Raw genomic sequence first — 22,437 nt, forward strand, 5'->3', positions numbered from 1 at the left:
ATCCCCCTAGCCCCGCTTACGGGTCATTTTATCCAGATGATCGAGCATAATCCCGGTTCCTTTAACGACGCAATGCATCGGGTCTTCCGCTATAAGCACAGGTACCTTAATCTCGTCCGACAACAGCGCATCTAGTCCATTTAGGAGCGCACCGCCACCAGTCAGGATAACCCCACGGTCAATAATATCCGCGGATAATTCCGGTGGCGTGCGTTCTAATACAGACTTAGTCGAGGCTACGATCGACATAATAGGTTCCCACAATGCTTCACGTACTTCATCCGAATGAATCGTTACTGTGAGCGGAAGCCCCGTCACCATATCTCTACCGCGAATATCCATCTCTTCTCTACGTCCGTCGAGGTATACGGTTCCAATCTTGATCTTGATATCTTCACTCGTACGTTCGCCGATTAACAGCTTATACTTGTTCTTTATGTATCTCATAATCGCAGCATCGAACTTGTCCCCTGCGACTTTAAGAGAAGAGGCGGTTACGACGTCGCCCATGGAAAGAACGGCAACATCCGTCGTACCTCCGCCTATATCAACTACCATATTACCGCTAGGTTGGAAAATATCCATACCCGCTCCGATCGCAGCAGCCTTCGCTTCTTCCTCAAGGAACACTTCCTTGGCGCCGCTTCTCTCAGCTGCTTCGCGGATCGCTTTCTGTTCAACCGACGTTATGTTCGTCGGTGCACAGATGAGTATTCGCGGGCGACTGTACCAGTTCTTGCCTCCAACACGTTGAATGAATGCTTTAAGCATCATATCCGTTACTTCGAAGTCGGCAATAACACCGTCTCTAAGCGGACGAATCGCAATAATATTGCCAGGGGTACGACCCACCATCCGGTGGGCTTCCTCGCCTACCGCAAGTACTCTACGGGTATCGCTCTCAATGGCAACAACAGAAGGCTCGTCGAGCACGACTCCCTTACCCTTTACGTGTATAGATACGTTCGCCGTACCTAGATCTATGCCGATGTCTTTGCTAAACATGCGCTTATTATCCCTCACCAAATATGAAGTGTCTGCTATTGTAATAGTATAATATTCGCCACTTAAGCCGCAATTCCTTTTTTTCCAGTCGACAACTTCAGCAAAATTATGCTTTTCCCGCCGTCATAACTTCCCGCTTTTTGATCGTCGTCTTCTTGTACTTGATTTTGGTTGCTTCTCCCCCCCTTAGGTGCCTGATCGACTTATGATACTCGAGTATGTGCTTTACCTGGTCCGCCAAGTCTGGATTAATCTCCGGCAGCCGCTCAGTTAGGTCCTTATGCACCGTGCTTTTGGAGACGCCGAATTCTTTAGCAATCGTACGCACCGTATGGCGCGTCTCCACAATGCATCGGCCAATCTTGATCGTGCGTTCCTTGATGTAATCGTGCACGCTCCCGCCTCCCTGCTGAAATAGATTGGTACAGTATATGAGGAGCGCGGTCACTTATTCTAGGTTGCCAAGCCTTACAAGCTAGGAAAGTCCTTTTTTTGACTCAATTTATAGGTCCAACAGGCTCTACTGTGCATCTTTAGCCCTAAGAAAAAAGACAGAAGGGGTTTCCCCTTCCGTCTTTTAGGACAGGTATATTCGTTTATTTGTCGGCTTTTCCAACGATCACGATATTCATATGCTGTTGCAAGTCCAGCAAATATGGAATTTCAGTTGCCAAACCATCTGCATCGCAATAAATTTGTACGATCGGACGTTGAATAGGTCGACCCGCAGTCTCCATGACCCTAGCCAGCTGTCCACTACTAAGCCTCACAAGCGTTGAAACCGGATAAATGATGACGTGTTTCAGGAAATCCTCGATTAACCCTTTTTCAAATTCATAATTGCCCGAAGCAAATAGGTACTCTATCGCTTCCCCTGGGCCATAAGCATTCCGATGATGACGAGGAGAACCTATCGCGTTATACACATCTGCAATGCCGACGATTTGTGCGAATTCAGGGATGTTATCTTTCGTCATCCCTAAAGGATAGCCCGAACCCCGGTAACGCTCATGATGGAGTAAAGCGCATTGAGCAGACGCTATGGGAATTTCCTTAATCCCTTTCAACACTCTATAACCTTCGTTTGTGTGCTGACGAAGGATGTTGAGCTCCGATTCTTTCAGATCACGATTCACCTTCGTGAAATCCGTAGGCAATCGGGTCATACCAATATCACAAAACAAAGCTCCTACAGATAACTCATAGAGCTTCGCACTATCATAATTTTTGGCAGTCCCCATGATACTGGAGCAAAGCGTCACATTAAGAGCATGCTCGAACAACATACGATCTGTCAAAATCATGACACCTAGCTCTTCAGCCAACGCGGGCTGCGAGGTGATCTCCATGAGAATATCTCGAAACTGTTGTCGGAAGGTTGCTTCCGGAAATGGGAGAATAATATGATCCAGCAATAAACTTCTATCAATAAATTCCGTGACGAGCCCTATCGCTTCCTTACGAGAAGCTTCATTATTCTTCATCTCATTGATATCTTGACGAACCCACGAATCAACAACTAAAGATCGCTTTTTCTTAACGAGCTCAGCTTCCTCAGCTATCACGGAATCACTCAAATGAACGTGCTTAACCCTGAGCGTTCTAAGTCTATTGATATATTGCTCTGTAAGAATAGTACCCGCTTCTAGCATAACTACACCGTTATTCCCTTGAACCGACTTCTCTAGTAGGTCTCCGATCTTCAGTTCCGATACACCAACAATTCTCATGGTTCTCTACCTCTCCATCGGAATCTACTGAGCCACTATCATCTTTGGTAAAAATTATGACATATTTAGTCTATTGTTGTCGAGATTGCAATAAAAATAGAACAATTCTATCGCAGCTTATGCGATAGAATTGTTCTATTCTTTCATCATTTTCTTACTTCGCAGCTTTAATCAAAGTGCTTGGATTAACAGAAAGACCGTTGTTGAGTACTTCGAAATGTACGTGAACGACTTCTTGCGGTTCCAGTTCGCTCTGGCCTGCAGAAGCGATCACGTCTCCTTGCTCGATTTCGTCGCCAACTTGAACTTTAAGGTCGGTCAAGCTTTGGTAGACAGTGACTAATCCTTGCGGATGCTCAATCTGCACCTCGTATCCGTTTGTCGGCGTTTGGCCGGCAACCGTTACCTTACCGCTTAGAGCAGCTAGGACATCGAATGACTTGGCGTCCTTGCGTGCCAAATCCGTAGCCATATGTGCCGAGAAGGTGCTATTGTACTCTACCATAGCTGCCTCTCGTTCTTGCACAGGAGCCGTTGCATCATAGAACGGAACAATCGTAGTCATGTCTTCCATTTTGTTTACTGGCCACCGAAGTGTTTCTCCGTTAGCCATTACTGCTGTTGCTGCTGGACTTGATTGCCCTTCAGCGGCCGCTTCGCTCTCGACACCTGTTAGACCAGGAACAGCTCCCGGATCTTTTGAACTCGTTCCCGAATTCATCCAGAGAATCGTAACGATAATTGCTGCCGCGGCCATGTAAGCTGCAGGGAATACCCAGCGCTTGGAAAGGAACTTCTTCCATCCGGTAGGCCTGACAGCGGGAGACGAACCCGCAATCGACTTGTGCGACTCTTCCATTTTACGTGGTGTTTTGTTACTTCCATCATTCATTATTATCATCACCTCAGTAACCCATTGTTGCCAGGTTAAGAGGTTTTATACCTGTTTACTTTGAAAGATTACAATATTTATAACATACCAGTCTCTAATCTCATTACTGATAGCTGCTCAATAGCTTCGAAACTTCCTCCAGGTCGATTCCAGAATAATAGTATTCGATGATCTGACGAGCCGAATAACCCTCTTTCGCCATCCCTTCCGCCCCCCATTGACTCATCCCAACCCCATGCCCGCTGCCATATGTAGTTACATAAATCTTGTTATCTTTAATCTTCCAATCGAATGCAGCAGATCGCAGCCCTAATCTACGACGAACTTCCACTCCAGTAAGTTCTTCCGATCCCACTAACAACCGCTTAACTCTGTGTCCACCAGTCAAATCTAGAATGCGTATCGCCTTCGTCCCTGCTTGGCTTGCATTAACTGAGACGGATTCGACACCTAACTGAGTATAGAAATCTTCTAAAGACATCTCTACCGTCTCTTCGGCTCTCGGGGATTCTTCCTTATCCCATGGGCTAGCTACTGAACGCAAGTAGGGAAGCTTTGTCGAGAAAACCTCCTCCGAATCCTCTGTAAACCCATTACTTGTTGAGAAAAATAGAGCTTCTATCGGCTCATCACGATAAACAATGATTTTACCCTTAGTCCCCTTGACCGCCTCTTCTACTTTTAACACACCTTCCCTATCCTCTTGTTTCAATTGCTGCATTTCAGATAAAGAACGATATACTTGATGGGTTTGCGTATCCGTTACATCTGCGTTGCCTACCGGCACCCCTGTGCGATCATTCAGCCATAGCTTTCGAACAATATATGTTCGAGCTGCTAACGCCTGGGCTTGCATTGCTGCTGGTTCGAAATCTAAAGGCATCTCCGCAGCAACTACCCCTTGGACATAAGCTTCAAGTGAAACTGTCTCCACTGTCTGAGACTCTGACAAATACACTCTTATATTAGGTTGTCCCTTATTGAAGTCCGCTTGGGAGCCAGAAGAGTTCTCTATTGACTGATTCTCAGCTAAACTCTCAGTTGACCTCACCGTCTTCGATAGCAACGATGCTGGTTGCTCATTATTTAGACCTGTCGCTATTCCACCTGAATTCATTGTCCCCCCGCCATGCAGCACAAGCCACAGCATCATAGACATTAGCGCTCCACATGCGAATGAGAACCAAAGCTTTCTCGGCTTCACCGGCCCACCCCAGCTGATTATCAATTTTCGGAGGCAGGTAGCCAATAGTTGTAAGTATAACTTCCCATGCCCGCCAACCGATGCTTTCAAAATATGCGAGATTCAGAACAGGTAGAACCTAGTTCTCCGTCCACCAGAATCTGATAATCCTCTCATTTTCCTCTCCACGTATCTCTGCGTCTCCCTCTCTATCACCCTCGTACTCTCTGTCGTTTTGCCTTTTCACGGTATCCCCTTGGCTCAGGTTCCTTCGTTCCTCTCCTTTTCACGGTATCCCTTTGGCTCAGATTCCTTCGATCCTCTCCTTTTCACGGTATCCCTTTGGCTCAGGTATTCACACAATACTTAACTCTAATTTGTTAAATATTGTAACACCCTCTTTAAATCTAACCCCAAGTTTGGTATTATAAAAATAAGAACAAACGTTCTATTTCTTTCGGAAAAAGGAGCATCATTCGATGAGCTTGAGACTAGAGGCCGAGGCTTTCAGTGCATTCTGTAACCGATTTGACAAGGAAGAAGTGTGTATTATCGCCCTTTTCGAAGCCAAGTGGCCAAACGGATTTCACTGCCCTCACTGTCAGCACCCTAGTTACTATCTCATCTCTACGCGAAGACTACCTCTATATGAATGTCGTTCCTGCAAAACGCAAACCTCTCTAATAAAAGAAACAGTAATGGAAGGGAGCCGAACTTCACTCCGACTGTGGTTTCAAGCTATCTATCTCCATTCAAGATCTAGCAGCGTCAATGCACTTCAATTATCAGACCTCATCGGAGTCACCTACAAGACCGCCTGGCTTATTTGTCATAAAATCCGCCACGCAATGAGTCGTACGGATTCTGCACATTTATTAACTGGGATCGTCCGAGTCACAGATGGAATCTATTGCAAGCGAATAACTTCAACGTTCGATTGGCACAAACAAGAGCAGCCCATTCTTATAGGTGCATCCAACGATGAAGTCGGAAATATCGGATACATTAAAATAAAGCTCCAGTCCAAGCTTCCTTTACGAGACAAATATGATTGCCCTGATACTCAACCATTCCTACGCAATCACGTCGATCCTCTAGCCACCAAGAACACGATAATAACTAGAAGATATCGGCGATATGGAAAACCGATAGACAAGACCTTAGTCATGGAAAGCCATCATGCGACCTGGTGGATAGGACGTTTATTTAGAGGTGTTGGCCCTAAGCACTTGCAAGCATATTTAGATCAGTATTGTTACCTTTCCAATCATGGAATCGAGGTAGTGTTCAACCATCTCTTAGACGCCTGCTCTACAACGCATACAATTATCTACTCAGTTCTGATTGGCCGTTCGACTACGATACGCTCCTTGAAACGATTACGAAATTCCGTTCGAGTATCACAACAAACCGGGTAAACAATCTTCTAGATACAAAGAGCGATCTACTCTGGTACTATACCGATGACTTATCTAGTATCTGCAGTTGCTCTTGCAGTTGCTCTTGCACCCCACTGCCCCCCCCCTCTATTCACCTTCCTGAGCGAAGGGGATACCGTCAAAAGGGATAAAACCACAAAGGAGAACCAAGAAGCAGCCCTCGACAAAGCCTATTTCATATAAAAACCAATACAGAAAAATCCCCAAGCCAGAAATAGGCAAGGGGATCAATATTAGGCAATATAACAGATAAGTATAAGAACAAGCATTTCATTATCGACGTATTTGCAAATCCGAAAATTAAGCGAGCGTCGGTTGAATGTTGCGGATTCCGATTTCTGTCGGTGCCGCTGAGCGATGTTCTAATTGCTGAAGCAGATTTTCCGGTTTTAGAGAAGCTTGCTCAGATTCCTCCAGAACATCTTCTGGAGAAGGTGCACGATAAATATCTGCACCAAGTGCAGCAAATTTATTCACAATGTCCATGTAACCACGTTCAATGTGATGGATTCCGCTCACTTCAGTACTTCCATCCGCCACCAAGGCAGCACATATGAGCGCAGCTCCTGCTCTCAGATCAGTCGCACATACGCTAGCTCCGGACAATTTGGCGCCACCTGTAACAATGGCGGTACGTCCATCCACTTTAATCTCGGCACCCATTTTGATCAATTCATCCACGTGCATGAACCGATTCTCAAACACAGTTTCCGTAACAATGCTCGTTCCGTCAGCAGCTAACAGAAGAGTCATCATCTGCGCTTGCATATCTGTCGGGAAACCTGGATATGGCAATGTCTTAACATCCACCGCACGCAGTGGGTTAATGGCTTTTACACGAATTCCGTTCTCGTCACATTCGACGACAACACCCATCTCTTCCAATTTAGCAACAATTGGCCCCAGATGATCGCGAATTGCACCTTCAACATACACATCTCCACCCGTAATAGCCGCAGCAATCATGAAAGTTCCCGCTTCGACCCGATCAGGAATTACGTGATGCTCCGCACCATGAAGCTGCTCAACACCCTCAATACGAATAATGCCTGTACCCGCTCCGCGGACTTTAGCTCCCATTGCATTAAGGAAATTAGCAAGGTCCACGATTTCCGGTTCTTTAGCTGCATTCTCGATAATTGTCGTTCCGATTGCGGTAGTGGCTGCCATCATAATATTTTCTGTAGCACCTACGCTTGCAATATCCAAGTAAATTCTTGCACCGCGTAATTTACCTTCCACACTCGCTTCAATGGAGCCTTGACCGAATCCGATCTCCGCACCCATCGCTTCAAAGCCTTTTAAATGTTGGTCAATGGGACGCGTTCCAATTGCGCAGCCACCCGGAAGAGAAATAGTTACTTTCCCCAAACGTGCCAGCAATGGACCCATAACCAAGAATGAAGCTCGCATTTTTCTAACTAATTCATATGGCGCTTCACAGGAAGTCAGTGATTCAGCATTTAATTTTACAGTTCCGTCACCTTGCTGGGCATTTACACCCAAAGCGGCAAGCACTTGCAAGATGTTCTTAACATCGTCCAAGGCGGGAGCATCATGAATGACACTGGACCCCTTCTCCGCTAATAATGCAGCGGCCAGGATCGGAAGAACGGAATTTTTAGCGCCGTGCACGCGGACTGTTCCCGATAGGACACGTCCGCCGCGGACGATGATTTTGCTCATGGGTGGTTCCCTCCGCGCGTTATAGATTCATTCCGATGCTTCAGCATGACAACTAAAGCACGAAAAACCCAAATTTTATCATACCACTTAGTCCGCCATAGACACAAGCGGCATTTTCTGGGGTTATCCCTTACTTTTCGACTTCATTCGTCCACTTGATGATCAGATTGTACGTTTTGAATATTATTACCCATTCTTATCATTCCGTCGCATCCATTTTGAAAAAATACGACATCATGAACCAAATAGCCATTTTAACGTACCTACCCACGTCCAATAATCTAGAACGAACTGAGCGACTAGTTGCCCGAGTCCTACTGCAAGTAACAGTTGCAGCACTCTAGCCCGCGGGCCTCTTGGCTGGCGTAAAATCTTATCAAAATTAATTTCTTGTATAACAATCCATGCCACAACCACACAGCCTAAAGTGACGAATATCGAAAATACGCCATTCCATCCCGCCATCTCGAATAATCCTGCATCGTCACCCATTACCTGAAATACCCTCCCAGCCTGCAATTATAACTCCAACCTGCCCACTACATCCCAAAAGTTAACTATTTGTAATATACAACTTAAGCCCATAATACTCATTCCGGTTAGAACGATCACCAGTCACCTTCACATAGTAAGATCCCGCTTGTAGCATTTCCTCGCCGGAAATAGCGGTTTGACCTTCCTCATTGATCCATTTCTTTATCGTTTGCAGCTTTTTATCCCTTAATTCTACTCTAATTGCCGTATTACCAGGAATCGGGTTGATTGACAGCTTAACTTTCTGCTTTTTATTTAGAGTGAATTTGTACCAATCTTGGTCTTTAGTCGTATTGATCAACCCGTTGTAAATTTTACCGGGTGAAAGCGGGGTCGATGTTAATGGACTTTCATTAGGTTCGTAAAAATCTTCCTTCTCGGTAATATATTCCAAAGAGGCGGCATATGTCCCGATTACCGCTTCTGGGTTTGACGAAGCTGCATTAGAAATCCGAAAGTAGTATTTGCCAGCCTTCGCATTGTTCAGAATCCATTGCTCATTTCCACCATCTCCACGTTCATCCACAAGTATTTCATTAGAACCAACTTGCTGTATCATTAACTCGGGATCAATTCTTGTTGTATCCGTCGAAACAGATAGCTTCAGAATTCCTGGCTTGGGAAGTGTCACAACAAACCAATCCTTATCCCCGCGTTGATGGAATGATCCAACCCATTGCTGGCTTCGTGGGGGAAGAGTACTTGCGGATGCTGCACTATCATTAGGTTCCTTCGCATCCGGTTTCATCGTAAATTGAGATTCCAGTCTGTATTCATCAGGAGATTGAGCATTAGCTTGAACATTAAGTGATGAACTCTGCACCTGCAACCAGTATCGCCCTTTTGTTACCTCCCATTGCTTAAGTAAACCTTTTGAATTCGAATTGTCTACTGTCACGCTTTGAGGTTGTATAACTTTTGTCTTGCTGTTATATAGTGAGATACGAACATCATCGCCTCGTACACGGTACGTGCCATCATAAGGTGCTTCAAACGTATACCAATCCACGTCCGTCGGACTTCCCCAGCTACTCACTATTTCTTTACCCAATGGAAACTCACTTGCATCGACCTTATCGTCGTTAGGCTCACGCCAATCAATGTCCGAGTCGACTTGTACAGCATTGATCGCCGAGATTAGTCCATAACCCATATTAGGGTTCCAAACAGCTTTTCCGCTTTGCTCGGCAGTTCTCCTCAATGTTTCGCGTAGACGAATCGGCGCCCAATTGGGATGAACGGCTTTAATCATAGCAGCAGTGGCTGCAACTTGAGGCGCTCCCATAGAAGTCCCCTCCATGACAATCGTTCCACCGTTAATCGCCAACGTTTGTATTCTCCACGAGGCACTTACGTCATTTTCCGAGCCGGATGTCGATTGTGAGACGGGCTGCTTATCCTCTGATCCGGCAACAGCCAGTACAGTTGGATAGGCTGCGGGATATTGCACAGCTGCTCTAGCACCAAATAGAGCTGCATCATTACCACTCGCCGCTACAAGCAGAACACCATTTTTCTCCGCATACTCAACAGCTTCGCGCAGTCCAGGAGCATCACGTCTCAATCCGAGAGATAAGACAACTATATCCGCCCCTTGGTCTACGGAATATCGTATTCCTTGGGTGAGCTTCTCTTCATTGCCTGATCCAAATTGATCAAGTGCCTTAACTGGCAGAAGCTTGCCTTTCCATCTTCCTTGACCCGTTGAAGATTCTCCCGCTTTCGCAACGGCAACAATAACTCCAGCTACTGCAGTACCGTGTCCATTATCATCTTGAGCTGTTTTGCGCTCATTTACTAGATTCTTTCCTTCAAGTAGATAGGGCTTCAATTGGGGGTTATTGTAATCAACTCCCGTATCCACAATCGCAATTGTAGATAGAACGTCCACATCCATTTTGGCCCAGGCTTCCGGAATTCCAATAGCCTTAAGATAATTAGGAATTGGAGGACTGACTGACATCAGAACCTGAGGCAGCACGCCCTCCTCAGAAATGCGTAATTCTGCCGTCTGCACCTCATTGAATATCTGTGAAGTGTGTGAGGGCTTTAAGACTAGAACGTCCATAGGTGAAAGTAAGGCAGTAGAACAACACACAAATACAGACGCCATCACTAAGTGAAAGGGGACTCTGAGTTTACGTAACATTCTGCTTAACCTCATGTTATTTAACAGCTAAATCACACCTTTATAGCACACTTAATAAAATCATATAGTTAATCTTTCGATTTTCGACAGCGATTCCCTTCTTTCGACCGTAAATTCATTCAATTGTTTCTTTCCCGACAAATAGAATAGAGTAGGCAACACGCCCTTTCAATACGGAGTGAAACGACTCAGTATATGTTCTGTTCATATTCGATATGCCCATATCAAAAAGCCATAAAAAAGGCAGACTCCAAGTCTTCGACTTGAAATCCGCCACCCTTAAATAACCAGGTTGAATTAGGTTAATCAAAATCTTTTACAAGAAAAGATCAGTAGGCAAGGAGAATAACCGATCTAACCATTCCAATATCGGCACTGGCAGGAACCCAAGAGCCAGAGTCGCAATCGTGCAAATCCATATCGTGATCGCAGTAGGTAATGTCATCTGCAATCCGGAATCAATAGATCCGCTGCGCATGAACATTTGACGAATAAATGTAAAATATACAGCGTAGGAAACGACCGTTGTAATTAATAAAATAGCACCCAGCCAGTACGTATGTGATTGTACGGTTGCAAACAAGATAAACAGCTTTCCGAAGAATCCACCCGTAACTGGCAGCCCCGCTAAAGAACAGAGCAGGATGGTCATCGCCACTGCTGTCCAAGGAGCACGGTGATACAAGCCTGCAAATCCGGATAATGTTTCATTACCGGAATCCCTCGCCACGATTGTAAGCACCGCGAACGCACCAATATTCATGAACGCGTAGGCGATCAGAAAATAAGTGAATTCCGAGAACATGGACGCATTCATTTCCGTTAAGGAAAGCGCCAGAGGCGTTAGAAGAATACCCGCATTCGCCACTCCGGATAGCGCTAGAAGCCTTTTGACATTACGCTGTCTTAAAGCTCCTGCTGTACCCACAATCATCGCTGCTGCTGCAAGAACAGATAAGCTTAAGAAAATATCATTCTTAAGCATACTTTCCTCTTCAGAAGCGAAGAAAGCCGTATTCATGAAAATACGATAAAGCATTGCGAATGCAGCACCCTTAGCAACGACCGCCAGGAAAGCTGTTACGGGAGTAGGGGCACCTTGATAGACGTCCGCAGCCCACGCATGAAATGGGGCTAGTGCCAGCTTAACAGCAAACCCGGCTATCATTAAGAAAAAGCTAATATACAGCAATGCCTCAGAGTTGATGAGTGCATTATCTAACCCCGCCTGTATGGCAGACACATTCGTTCCGCCAGTGAGTCCATAAAGGAAAGACATTCCGTATAAAATAAATGCTGAAGCAACACTACCCGTTACAACATACTTAAATGCCGCTTCACTAGAAAGATTACTCTTCTTCCTGCTGGCAACCAGCACATAAGAAGTAATACTTAACAGTTCCAGCCCTACAAATAAAGTAATCAGATCGCCCGATGAAGACATTACCATTGCGCCCAACACTGCTGGAAGAATAAGATAATAAAGCTCGCCTTTAATCGGAACATCTTCATCTCTTATCGTGCCAAGCGACGTAAATACGATGAACGCCGCTGCGCCGATGAACACTAGTTTGAGAACATTACCGAAATCATCAATTCGGTAGCTTCCTCCAAGCAAGCTATAAAACCCATCGGCTTCCTTCCCGTTTCCTAGAGACAGCAGGAGCAGCACAACAAATACTCCAGCGACCAATAAACCAACAAGCGTCAACCAGCCAATAAGATCGCGATTTATTTTTTTCGGCAGTATGAGTTCTAGCAGCACTAATATGATCGTAAAACCTGACAAGACGAGCTCAGGGGCTAGGTACCACGTATCGCTCCACGATAAAGTCTGTAAAGCTTCCATGTTATCCCCCCATCCTCGATTGAATTTGATCGATGAATCCATTAAAGCTATTCTGCATGAGGTCCGTCAATACGGATGGGTAAACGCCAAGTAATACGATAAAAGCCACTAGAGTAACCATAGGCAGTGCCTCTATGAACCGTGCATCCTTCATCCCAGCGAACTGCTCGGGCATAGAACCGTACGTAATATTAAGGATGCTTCGGAGAACGTAGATGGTGGCAAACAGAATACCGAGCACACCTATAGCTGTCACGATTTTCATAGATCCGAATAAGCCTAGGAACGACAAGAATTCACCGACAAAGCCTGACAATCCCGGTAATCCTAAAGACGCTAGACCCCCAACCAGTAGTACCCCCGACATAAAGGGTACAGATTTGGCCAAGCCGCCAAGCTCACTCAATTGAGTGGTATTCGTACGTTCGTATAAGCTACCAACGATGAGGAACAATAAGGCAGAAATTAAACCATGGGAAACCGACTGGTAGATGGCTCCTTGTAAGCCAACCTCCTCGAGGGAAGCGATCCCTAATAACACAATACCCATATGACTAATACTGGAGTATGCTAGCACAAGCTTGAAATCTCGCTGCACGCAAGCTAGGATCGCTCCATACACAATATTGATAACCCCAAATATCGCCAACGTAGTTGACCACGAATGTAATTGTTCTGGAAATAAGAACACGACGAATCGAATTAATCCGTACACGCCCATTTTCAGCAAAATACCCGAGTGAATCATAACAATAGCTGGTGGAGCCTCGGTGTGCACTCGTAACATCCACGTATGGAATGGGAAAATAGGAATCTTGATCCCGAAGGCAACAAGCAGAAGAATGAATGCCGCCCATTTCGCATTTTCTGACATGAAAATACCCAATGATCTGAATAGCTCATTATCCACGTTAGCGATAGCATTCGGATCAGTCACATTACTTAGCAGAACATCGTAATTTCCGCTAAATAATAAATTGGCTCCATCCGCCGTACTAAACCCAAGTGTCGCGATCAAGATCAGGAAGGATAGCAGCATCGCTGCAGAACCTAGGCCATTGTAGATAAGGAAACGAGTTGCTGCTTTCTCACGTCCATAATATCCCCATATCCCGATAAGAAAGAACATTGGAATAAGAGTCATTTCGAAGAAGATGAAAAACAGGATTAAGTCTCTCGCCAGGAAAACGCCATAAATACCAGTCAGCAATAGCAGAAACAGAAAGTAATAGGTTTTCCACCGCTTTCGAATATGGACTGAAGCCAGCACGGACATTGTTGAAACGATTCCTGTAAGCAGTAGAAGTGGCAAGGAAATGCCGTCGACCGCTAAGTGATAATCGAAGCCTAACTTTAATGAGTTAATCGTGCCATTAAACGGCATATTCAGAACTTCTATATTCAATGGAATGGTTAGCCATGTCGATTGTTCTGTATACTCCCCACCTCCAACGGATGGTTCGTACATTGCAAACAACATTAGCAACAACGCTAACGGTAATAAAGTAAAAATAATAGCCGTCGTTCGAAGCCAGTTACTGCGAGCACTCGGCAATAAGAGAATAATAAGCGCACCGATAAGAGGGGTAAATATGATTAGTGACAGCACCGGTAGGTTATCTAGCATTACCAGAACCTCCTTCCGGCGATTGCGACAATAAGGATGACGATACCGATTAATACGGAAAGGGCGTACGTTTGAACTTGACCACTCTGTAGCCTTGAATTTAACCGTCCAATTGCCGATACAGAGTACCCCGATATACGGACGATCCCATCGACAACATAATAGTCAAACAACTCCAGCACTTTGCCAAAGCTTTGAAGAGGCTTCACGAATATCAGTTGATATAGCTCATCAATATAGTATTTACGCTCAAGCAAGGTAACAAGACCTGAAACGCGCGCAGATACCGCATCGCGGCGGATCGTGCCTTTCACATACATGAGCCAGCCAATGTACAAGCCTAGCAAACCGACCGCAGCGGATATAACCATAACTAATCCGCTAACATGATGCTCTGCCTCATCGCCCATTAACCATTGTCCAAGCCAACCGTTAAAGGGTGTTTCCACAAAGCCGGCTACAATCGCCAGTACGGCTAACACGATAAGTGGGATCGTCATCACCGCTGGAGATTCTTTGGCATGCTGGCCCTCTCGCGGTTTACCGACGAACACCAAGAAAAACAATCTAGCCATATAGAGTGCAGTGAAGAATGCTGCTACTAATCCGACTATGAACAAGATAGGTTGCTTATCTAGTGCTGCAGTCAGAATGGCATCTTTGGACCAGAATCCGGAAAACGGTGGAATACCGGATAAGGCTAGAGCCCCAATACCGAACGTCCACGCCGTTATCTTCATTTTGCTGCCCAAGCCACCCATCTCGCGAATGTCCTGCGTATGTACGCTATGGATGACACTACCTGCTCCTAGAAACAGGAGAGCCTTGAAGAATGCATGAGTCAACAGATGGAACATGGCCCCTGTAACGGAGCCAACACCAAGAGCCAGCATCATATACCCCAGTTGGCTAACGGTTGAAAAGGCAAGTATTCGCTTGATATCATTTTGCGCCAATCCAATTGTCGCCGCGAAGATTGCCGTAAAGGCTCCAACAATCGCCACCGTATTCATTGCAACCTGTGAAGCTTCGAAAATATCGAACGTCCGCGCAACGAGGAACACACCCGCAGCAACCATCGTCGCCGCATGGATTAAGGCACTAATGGGTGTTGGACCTTCCATCGCATCAGGTAACCACACATGCAACGGAAATTGACCCGATTTACCAACCGCTCCGAGAAAAATGAGCAAGGCGATTAAAGTGGTAATCCCTGTTGAGATGACTCCAGCTTGCGAATCGAACACATTGTGGATTGTCGTAAAATCTAGTGCATGGCCTGGCATATACCAGAACAATAACAGCAACGCTATCAGTAAGCCCAGATCTCCGACCCGTGTTACGATGAACGCCTTCTTAGCCGCAGCTTTGGCTTCCGGTTTATGATACCAGAACCCGACGAGTAGGAATGAACATACACCTACCAATTCCCAGAAAATGAAGAAGGTCAGCAGGTTGTCGGACAGTATCAACCCAAGCATTGAGCTTGTAAACAGTGCAACGTATGCGAAGAAGGTTGAGATTCTCTCATCATTTTTCATGTAGCCTTGCGAGTACAGATTGACGAGGAAGCTCACTAGCGTCACGATAACGAGCATTAACGTTGACAGGTTCGTCACTTCGAAGCCTGCTGTCAGCTTCATATTCCCAATCTCTATCCAGTTATATTGGTTACTGTAATCCGCTGCATTACCAGAAATTCTTTCTGTCGCGATACATAACGATAATACCAAGGAGCCGAAAGTCGCAATCGTACCGATCCATGCTCCTGTTTTTTTCAAGCCTTTGCCCATCGCTGTGAGAACTAAAAAAGCAGCAAATGGAAACACCGGGACGAGCCAGGCGTATTCGGCAAAGAAGGTGCTCATGGAAGTTACCTCCTCAACTCGTCGAATTCGTCCACGTTCACCGTTGCGCGGCCTCGGTAAAGCACGATCAATACCGCGATGCCAACTGCAGCTTCAGCTGCTGCAACCGATATGGTGAAGAGGGAGAAGATTTGACCCGCAAGCGAAGGATTGACACCATACTTAGAAAATGCGATCAAGTTAAGGTTAACCGCATTGAGCATCAGTTCGATCGACAGCAGAATAATAATTGCATTTCTTTTGGTCAGCACGCCGTAAAATCCAATGCAGAACAGAACCGCTGCTAACGTTAAGTAAGAGGACAGCATCGTCATTGCGACCCACCCTCTCTCTTCGCTAGAGCAATAGAACCGATAAAGGCAACTGTCAGCAAGACGGACATCAGCTCAAATGGTATTGCATACTGAGTGAAGAGCTGCATCCCGATCTCCCGCGTGTTATCTTCGATGAAGGGTGCCGATTCTGTCGGGAAATTCGCATTTCGAATACCATAAAATAATATTCCGAAAAGGCTTATACAACCGACTGCCGCCAATGTTTCCAATAACGGTCGCGCTGGCTCTTTCCCTTCTCCATCGTGCTTAGTCATCATGATTCCAAAGATCATTAGAATCGTAATCGCTCCAACGTAGATGAGCACTTGTACGAAAGCAACAAATTCAGCCTCAAGAAGTACATACAGTCCCGCTAGCGCAATAAATGTGAAGGCAATGGAGAGCGTCGTATGAACGACTTTCGTAAAGTTAATCGCCATTACTGCCCCAACGATCGCGCATACCGATAGTAGAAAAAATGCTACGAACTCGCCTGTCAACTCGATGTTAAAGTTAAACACTTTATTTGGCGCCTCCCTTCGGAGAGCCGATATTATTGTTATCCTCGCGAATATTTACGTTGTTCTCGTAAAGCCACTTTTTGTCCTTATACAAATCATCGCGACTATACGTAGCAAGCTCAAAATTGTTCGTCATGACAATTGCTTCCGTAGGACAAACCTCCGTACATAGATCACAAAGGATACAAATCTCGAAGTTAACATCAAACGTATCAATGACTTTGCCTTTTTTCTCCGGATCCGGATTTGCTTTACCCGTTAATGTAATACAGTCTGTTGGGCAAATGCGTGCACATTGATTACATACGATACATTTGTCCGGTTCAAAATATTGAATGCCACGAAACCGATCCGGCATCTCGATGGGAACGTCGGGGTAAGCCAACGTCACCTTCTTGGTACCCAATGTTTTCAGTGATACTCCGAGCCCTTTGAGCATTCCTTTCATGGCGTCTGCCCCCTATCCCATCAATTCTATGCCAATTGCCGTCAAGAAAATATTGAGAATCGCCAGCGGCAGAAGTACCTTCCACGCTAGCCCCATTAACTGATCGACCCGAAGCCTTGGAAAGGTAGCCCGAATCCAAAAGAGAGTGAATACAATAACGGCGAATTTAAGGAAAAACCACAATACTCCCGGTATGAAATCAAGCTGCGGAATAGGTGGATGCCAACCGCCGAGGAACAATATCGTGGTCAGACTCGCAATGGCATACACATAAATGTACTCTGACAGCATGAAGAACGCAAAGCGAAATCCGCTATATTCGACATGGTACCCGGCAACTAACTCCGATTCCGCCTCAGGCAAGTCGAACGGTGTTCGATTAAGCTCGGATATCGCCGCGATTATGAATATACCGAATCCGAGAATTTGTGGGACGAAGTTCCAATGCCAGAAGTAACCACTCTGGGCGATGACTATTTCCCGTAAATTCAAGCTTCCCGTCATCATCACAATGCCGACGACAGACATGACTAGCGGCACTTCATAGCTGATCATCTGTGCCGCAGAACGCATTCCGCCGAGCAAAGAGTACTTGTTATTAGATGCCCAGCCCGCTACAACAATCCCAATCGTCGTAATCCCTGATAGAGCAACATAATAAAGAAAACCAACATTCAGATCGGCAAACTGTAAATCCAATGAGTAGGGAATAAAGGCTAATACAACAAACGAAGGTACAAATGCCATCACCGGAGCGAGCATGAATAACCCTCTATCGGCTTTCTTAGGAATTGTATCTTCCTTAAACAGCAGCTTAGCAACGTCCGCTACCGACTGAAGCAAACCTAATGGTCCCGTACGGTTCGGCCCCTTGCGATATTGCATCCAGCCAATGAATTTACGTTCGAAGTAAATCGCATAAGTTACAAATAGGATGACAAAAGCTAGCACTCCTACTGCCGAAGCAGCGAAAATCCCGGCGTTGCCCCAGCTTAATGGCTGATCCCAGAAGTGCTGCATTAGCAGTCGACCTCCCCGAGCACGATATCGATTCCCCCGAGAATGGTAACCATGTTCGTCATACTTTCTCCAATAAGCAGCTTAGGCAAAATTTGGAGGTTCACGAATGATGGTCGACGGAACTTCAGACGGTACGGCTCTGCTTTACCTTTGGAAACAATATGGCAGCCAATTTCCCCACGCGGTGATTCGATTCGCACATAGATTTCGCCGACAGGAGGTCGAATGACGCGTGGTACCTTCCCCATCGTCTCCCCTTCTCCTGGAAATTGCTCCAACGCTTGATCCAGTATGCGCAGGCTCTGCGTAATTTCCGCCAAACGCACCTCATAACGATCGAAGCAATCGCCGTTCTTCCCAACAGGCACATCGAAATCGAAGCGATCATACAAGCTGTAAGGCTCAGCTTTACGGAGATCCCATTTCACACCCGTACAGCGAAGATTCGCCCCGGATAATCCATAGTCGATCGCCGTCGCCGCATCATACTTGCCAATCCCTTTGATCCGGGCAAGGAAAATCTCATTGCCGCTTACGAGATTATGATATTCATCTAGACGGTTGTACATATCTTTGACGAACACTTTAACTCGGTCTATCCATCCGTCTGGTGCATCCCATTTCACTCCGCCAACCCTCATATAGTTATAGGTTAGCCTAGCACCACATAACTCGTTAAACAACCCGAGTATGCGTTCACGATCGCTGAATGCATATAAAAATGGACTTAGTGCTCCGATATCAAGCAGATAGGTCCCCCACCATACCAGATGGCTGGCAACCCTTTGCATTTCCATGACAATTAGGCGCATGAACTCCGCTCGTTCCGGAATTTCTAGCCCCATCATTTTTTCCACCGCATGGCAGAGTACATAGTTATTGGTCATTGCGGACACGTAGTCCATTCGATCAGTATAAGGAATGATTTGTGTGAAGTTCAAGTTCTCTGCAAGCTTCTCCGTTCCACGATGCAAATAGCCCATGACGGGAGTCGCTTCTGTAATGACTTCTCCGTCTAATTTGACAACAATTCGAAATACTCCATGCGTGCTTGGATGCTGTGGACCAACGTTGAGTAGCAGCTCTTCAGTACGAATCACGTATGCTTACACCTCCGGGTCAAGCGGGACGTAGTCTTTGCGAAGCGGATGGCCAACCCAATCATCAGGCATCATGATGCGCTTGAGGTCTGGGTGCCCTGGAAAATCAATTCCGAGCAGATCATAGATTTCTCTTTCATTCCAATTCGCGGTTTCCCAAATGGGTGTGACGGATGGAACCGCTGGTTGCTCGCGGTCTGCACGAACTTTAATTGCATAGCATTCCCGAGTATCCATATTAAGAGGATAATAAACGACTTCCATGTACGTTTCATAATCTACGCCCGAAACATTGCGTAAATAATTGCAGCTTAACTCAACATGATTACGGAATAATTGCGCAGCCTTCAGCCAATGCTCACTCTTAACAACGAATGTTGGAAGATGATCGTTGGCTTCATTTATATAAGCTTCTTCAACAGCATCTTCCGCAGCTAATTCTCTTAATAGGGTTGTAACCCGATCTAATCTCGGTTGATTAGGAGATGGAGGCTTGGGTGGCTCTACATTCTCCAAGCTCGCACCCTCATTATCAGCTGTTTTGCCCGCAGGAGTATTACCATCCGTTACGGGCTGCGATGCTTGTGCAGACGCTAGTGCCGCCGCTTGGGCTGCAGCCACTTTCGCCGCTTCTTTAGCTTCTATCGTCGCCTTACGCCGAGCTGCCTTCTCTTCGTCCGTCTCTTTCTTACGGACAGGAGGGGCTTCTCCAGCTTCCTGTGCAGCTGTGGAAGCCGGTGCTGATGCAGGTGACGGTGTTTCTACTTGTGTTGCTGTTGTTTCAGGCTGTGCCTGCACGGCAGGCGTTTCTGTTGACGCTTCGACGGGTATGCTAGCAGGCGACTCGGAAGCAGAAGATTCGGAAGCTTCCGGCTCAGATGCAGCAGGGGATTGCTCCTTCTCCCGATTGTTCTCCTCGCTCATCGATTAGTCACCTGCTTCCCGGTTTTCGCCTCATAGCGAATTTTCTCCTGAAGCTTATTTATTCCATAGATCAGTGCAGCAGGATTGGGAGGGCATCCCGGTATGTATACATCAACCGGTACAATTTGATCGACACCTTTAATGACGGAATAAGATTTAACATAGGGTCCGCCTGCAGTCGCACATGAGCCCATCGCAATAACCCACTTGGGTTCAGGCATTTGATCATAGAGACGTTTAAGCAACGGCCCCATCTTCTTCGTAACCGTGCCCGACACGATCATGACGTCCGATTGACGTGGTGAAGTTCTGAAAATGACTCCGAAACGGTCCAAATCATAATGGGCTCCACCTGCGGCCATCATCTCGATCGCACAGCAAGCCAAACCAAAAGTCATCGGCCATAAAGAATTACTACGTGCCCAGCCCTTCAACTGATCGATTGTGCCAAAGAGTACGTTGCGCTCCACTTCTTTCCGATCTTCCGGCGATACATTCGCTAAATCGAATTCCATTTAAGCACCTTCTTCCTCCAAGCGTACACCAGACCTATAAGTAGTAATCCTGCAAAAATAAACATTTCGACTAACGCGAAAAGACCAAGCTGATTATACGCTACGGCCCAAGGGTAAAGAAACACAGTTTCCACATCAAATACAACAAACATAAGCGCGTACAAATAATACCGAACATTAAAGCGGATCTGGCTATCTCCTACCGGTTCATTCCCACTCTCGTAGGTGGTTGCTTTCTCTTCTGTCGGTTTGTTCGGCCGAAGCAAGGAGCCAAGCCACAATACGAATATCGGAAATACGATACCCAAGATGAGGAAGACTGAAACAATGACGTATGAATTGATGTATTTCTCCACTTCAACGCCTCCGCAAATAGGTAAATTTACCCCATAAGTATAACAAATGCTCCCAATCAAGTCTACGATAATAGCGTTTTCATTGGTAACAGATGGGATTTAATTCTATTTAAACTTTTCGTATAAAACTAATTATATGATTGATATTCTGAAGATTATGTGAGGAGCATCGCAATTTGTCTCGGTTTGTTTATGCAGGCCACACGAAAAAGACTGCCCTCAATCACCTTGTCTCATAGACAAAGTCATTAAGAGCAGTCCGACTTCATAGTCGAAAACCTCAATTATGCTAAAGTAGACTTGAGCATCCACACTTGCTTCTGCAGCTCCTCAACCTGACCAGTCAGTACATCTGAGGTTGCCGTGTCTTTCGTTGCCTCAGCTTCCTCTGCTGCTGCCATGAGCCCCTGTATAAGCTCCTGTAAGTCCGCAATTGCGGCAGCTAGCATGTCATTCTCCGACTTCGCCTTATCTACTTCCTTAATCGTGGAAAGAGCTAGGAATTCCTTCATTGTCGATACCGGCTTACCTTCTATCGCAAGAATTCTTTCTGCTAACTCGTCTAATTTTAACGCAGCAAGATCGTACAATTCCTCAAACTTAGCATGCAACACCGGGAAGTGGGGCCCTTTTACATACCAATGAAAATGGTGAAGCTTAAAATACAAAACAGACCAGTTAGATAGTTGGACATTAAGTGAATCATTCAGTTTACTCATATGAATCCCTCCAGCTTTGTTCAGTCTCATCTCCTTTAACTTACCCTTCTGACCCTAAAATGAATCAAAAATGCATTGAATTGCATAAAAAATCGCCCTCCTCCAGATCCTTAGATCTAGAAAAGGGCGATCGTGACAACCAATTATTTATTGATCGATGACAGACTCCAAACGGCTGATTGCACGTAGTAGCGCCATCTCTGCACGTTGAGCATTAATATCCGATTGCTTCTGCGCCAGACGGCGTTCCGCACGTTCCTTCGCCAAACGAGCACGGGACACATCGATGTCCGCTCCCAGCTCAGCAGCTTCCGCAAGGATAACCACTTTGTCTTTACGCACTTCCATGAAGCCACCGTGAACGGCAATAAATTCATTCGTATTGCCGATCTTAGCTTTAACCGGAGCAACCTTTAAGGGTGTTACCAAAGGAATGTGGTTAGGTAATATACCTAGTTCACCAGCAATCCCTTTAACAACAACCATGTTCACGTCTTTCTCGTAAACTTTGCGCTCCGGAGTTACGATCTCTAACCGCAAGGTACTCATATCGTTCCC

At 45.9% G+C, this 22,437-nt stretch carries 22 protein-coding genes; 1 reads left to right on the forward strand and 21 read right to left on the reverse strand.

The window, feature by feature from the left end:
- Window positions 1–6: 6 nt before the first annotated feature.
- The 5 genes from mreB to spoIID all read right to left on the reverse strand — a co-directional run bounded on the left by mreB (window position 7) and on the right by spoIID (window position 4,831).
- On the reverse strand, window positions 7–1,005 hold the full coding sequence (gene mreB, locus M1K58_RS12380; protein WP_306220377.1) for a rod shape-determining protein: 999 nt from the start codon (window positions 1,003–1,005) through the stop codon (window positions 7–9).
- Window positions 1,006–1,111: 106 nt separating this feature from the next.
- Window positions 1,112–1,399 (reverse strand): sporulation transcriptional regulator SpoIIID, encoded by a 288-nt coding sequence (gene spoIIID / locus M1K58_RS12385; protein ID WP_027087171.1) that lies wholly within the window; start codon window positions 1,397–1,399, stop codon window positions 1,112–1,114.
- Window positions 1,400–1,601: 202 nt separating this feature from the next.
- Window positions 1,602–2,735, reverse strand: a complete 1,134-nt coding sequence (locus M1K58_RS12390) for an HD-GYP domain-containing protein (RefSeq protein WP_256759171.1) — start codon at window positions 2,733–2,735, stop codon at window positions 1,602–1,604.
- A gap of 154 nt (window positions 2,736–2,889) precedes the next feature.
- Complete coding sequence (locus M1K58_RS12395; protein WP_256759172.1) at window positions 2,890–3,627, reverse strand: M23 family metallopeptidase; 738 nt, start codon at window positions 3,625–3,627, stop codon at window positions 2,890–2,892.
- Between the two features lie 103 nt (window positions 3,628–3,730).
- Window positions 3,731–4,831: a stage II sporulation protein D gene (gene spoIID / locus M1K58_RS12400; protein ID WP_256759173.1), complete on the reverse strand. Its 1,101-nt coding sequence runs from the start codon at window positions 4,829–4,831 to the stop codon at window positions 3,731–3,733.
- A 458-nt stretch (window positions 4,832–5,289) separates the two neighbouring features.
- On the opposite strand from spoIID, the gene M1K58_RS12405 reads away from it, so the two are divergent.
- On the forward strand, window positions 5,290–6,228 hold the full coding sequence (locus tag M1K58_RS12405) for a transposase (protein ID WP_256759174.1): 939 nt from the start codon (window positions 5,290–5,292) through the stop codon (window positions 6,226–6,228).
- A gap of 321 nt (window positions 6,229–6,549) precedes the next feature.
- Here M1K58_RS12405 and murA read toward each other — a convergent pair whose 3' ends face one another.
- From murA to M1K58_RS12485, 16 genes are all read right to left on the reverse strand, one after another.
- Window positions 6,550–7,935 carry a UDP-N-acetylglucosamine 1-carboxyvinyltransferase gene (murA, locus tag M1K58_RS12410; RefSeq protein WP_256759175.1) on the reverse strand — a complete coding sequence of 462 codons (1,386 nt, stop codon included), beginning with the start codon at window positions 7,933–7,935 and terminating at the stop codon, window positions 6,550–6,552.
- 234 nt (window positions 7,936–8,169) lie between these two features.
- Window positions 8,170–8,427 (reverse strand): DUF1146 domain-containing protein, encoded by a 258-nt coding sequence (locus M1K58_RS12415; RefSeq protein ID WP_256759176.1) that lies wholly within the window; start codon window positions 8,425–8,427, stop codon window positions 8,170–8,172.
- Window positions 8,428–8,488: 61 nt separating this feature from the next.
- Window positions 8,489–10,618, reverse strand: coding sequence for a S8 family serine peptidase (locus tag M1K58_RS12420; RefSeq protein ID WP_256759177.1), 2,130 nt, complete (start codon window positions 10,616–10,618; stop codon window positions 8,489–8,491).
- Window positions 10,619–10,934: 316 nt separating this feature from the next.
- Complete coding sequence (locus tag M1K58_RS12425; protein ID WP_256759178.1) at window positions 10,935–12,467, reverse strand: NADH-quinone oxidoreductase subunit N; 1,533 nt, start codon at window positions 12,465–12,467, stop codon at window positions 10,935–10,937.
- A gap of 1 nt (window position 12,468) precedes the next feature.
- The gene (locus tag M1K58_RS12430; protein WP_256759179.1) at window positions 12,469–14,094 is read right to left on the reverse strand and encodes a complex I subunit 4 family protein; all 1,626 of its coding nucleotides are present in this window, start codon (window positions 14,092–14,094) and stop codon (window positions 12,469–12,471) included.
- Window positions 14,094–15,962 (reverse strand): NADH-quinone oxidoreductase subunit L, encoded by a 1,869-nt coding sequence (nuoL, locus tag M1K58_RS12435; RefSeq protein WP_256759180.1) that lies wholly within the window; start codon window positions 15,960–15,962, stop codon window positions 14,094–14,096. The genes M1K58_RS12430 and nuoL overlap by 1 nt, the downstream gene beginning before the upstream one ends.
- Window positions 15,963–15,967: 5 nt before the next feature.
- On the reverse strand, window positions 15,968–16,270 hold the full coding sequence (gene nuoK, locus M1K58_RS12440; RefSeq protein WP_256759658.1) for an NADH-quinone oxidoreductase subunit NuoK: 303 nt from the start codon (window positions 16,268–16,270) through the stop codon (window positions 15,968–15,970).
- A 2-nt stretch (window positions 16,271–16,272) separates the two neighbouring features.
- Window positions 16,273–16,797 (reverse strand): NADH-quinone oxidoreductase subunit J, encoded by a 525-nt coding sequence (locus M1K58_RS12445; RefSeq protein WP_256759181.1) that lies wholly within the window; start codon window positions 16,795–16,797, stop codon window positions 16,273–16,275.
- A 1-nt stretch (window position 16,798) separates the two neighbouring features.
- The gene (gene nuoI, locus M1K58_RS12450) at window positions 16,799–17,245 is read right to left on the reverse strand and encodes an NADH-quinone oxidoreductase subunit NuoI (protein WP_256759182.1); all 447 of its coding nucleotides are present in this window, start codon (window positions 17,243–17,245) and stop codon (window positions 16,799–16,801) included.
- A 12-nt stretch (window positions 17,246–17,257) separates the two neighbouring features.
- The gene (gene nuoH / locus M1K58_RS12455; RefSeq protein WP_256759183.1) at window positions 17,258–18,265 is read right to left on the reverse strand and encodes an NADH-quinone oxidoreductase subunit NuoH; all 1,008 of its coding nucleotides are present in this window, start codon (window positions 18,263–18,265) and stop codon (window positions 17,258–17,260) included.
- Window positions 18,265–19,365, reverse strand: a complete 1,101-nt coding sequence (locus M1K58_RS12460) for an NADH-quinone oxidoreductase subunit D (protein WP_256759184.1) — start codon at window positions 19,363–19,365, stop codon at window positions 18,265–18,267. Before M1K58_RS12460 ends, nuoH begins: the two co-directional genes overlap by 1 nt.
- A 6-nt stretch (window positions 19,366–19,371) precedes the next feature.
- Window positions 19,372–20,289: an NADH-quinone oxidoreductase subunit C gene (locus tag M1K58_RS29470; protein ID WP_306220378.1), complete on the reverse strand. Its 918-nt coding sequence runs from the start codon at window positions 20,287–20,289 to the stop codon at window positions 19,372–19,374.
- A complete protein-coding gene (locus tag M1K58_RS12470) occupies window positions 20,286–20,804 on the reverse strand; it encodes a NuoB/complex I 20 kDa subunit family protein (RefSeq protein WP_256759185.1) in 519 nt (172 codons plus the stop codon). The genes M1K58_RS29470 and M1K58_RS12470 overlap by 4 nt, the downstream gene beginning before the upstream one ends.
- Window positions 20,789–21,160 carry an NADH-quinone oxidoreductase subunit A gene (locus M1K58_RS12475; RefSeq protein WP_256759186.1) on the reverse strand — a complete coding sequence of 124 codons (372 nt, stop codon included), beginning with the start codon at window positions 21,158–21,160 and terminating at the stop codon, window positions 20,789–20,791. Before M1K58_RS12475 ends, M1K58_RS12470 begins: the two co-directional genes overlap by 16 nt.
- Window positions 21,161–21,444: 284 nt before the next feature.
- Entirely contained in the window at window positions 21,445–21,879 is a 435-nt protein-coding gene (locus M1K58_RS12480; protein ID WP_256759187.1) for a Dps family protein, read from the reverse strand.
- 147 nt (window positions 21,880–22,026) lie between these two features.
- Entirely contained in the window at window positions 22,027–22,428 is a 402-nt protein-coding gene (locus M1K58_RS12485) for a F0F1 ATP synthase subunit epsilon (protein ID WP_256759188.1), read from the reverse strand.
- Window positions 22,429–22,437 lie beyond the last annotated feature (9 nt).

The organism is Cohnella sp. WQ 127256 (genome assembly GCF_024519285.1).
GTDB lineage: Bacteria > Bacillota > Bacilli > Paenibacillales > Paenibacillaceae > Cohnella.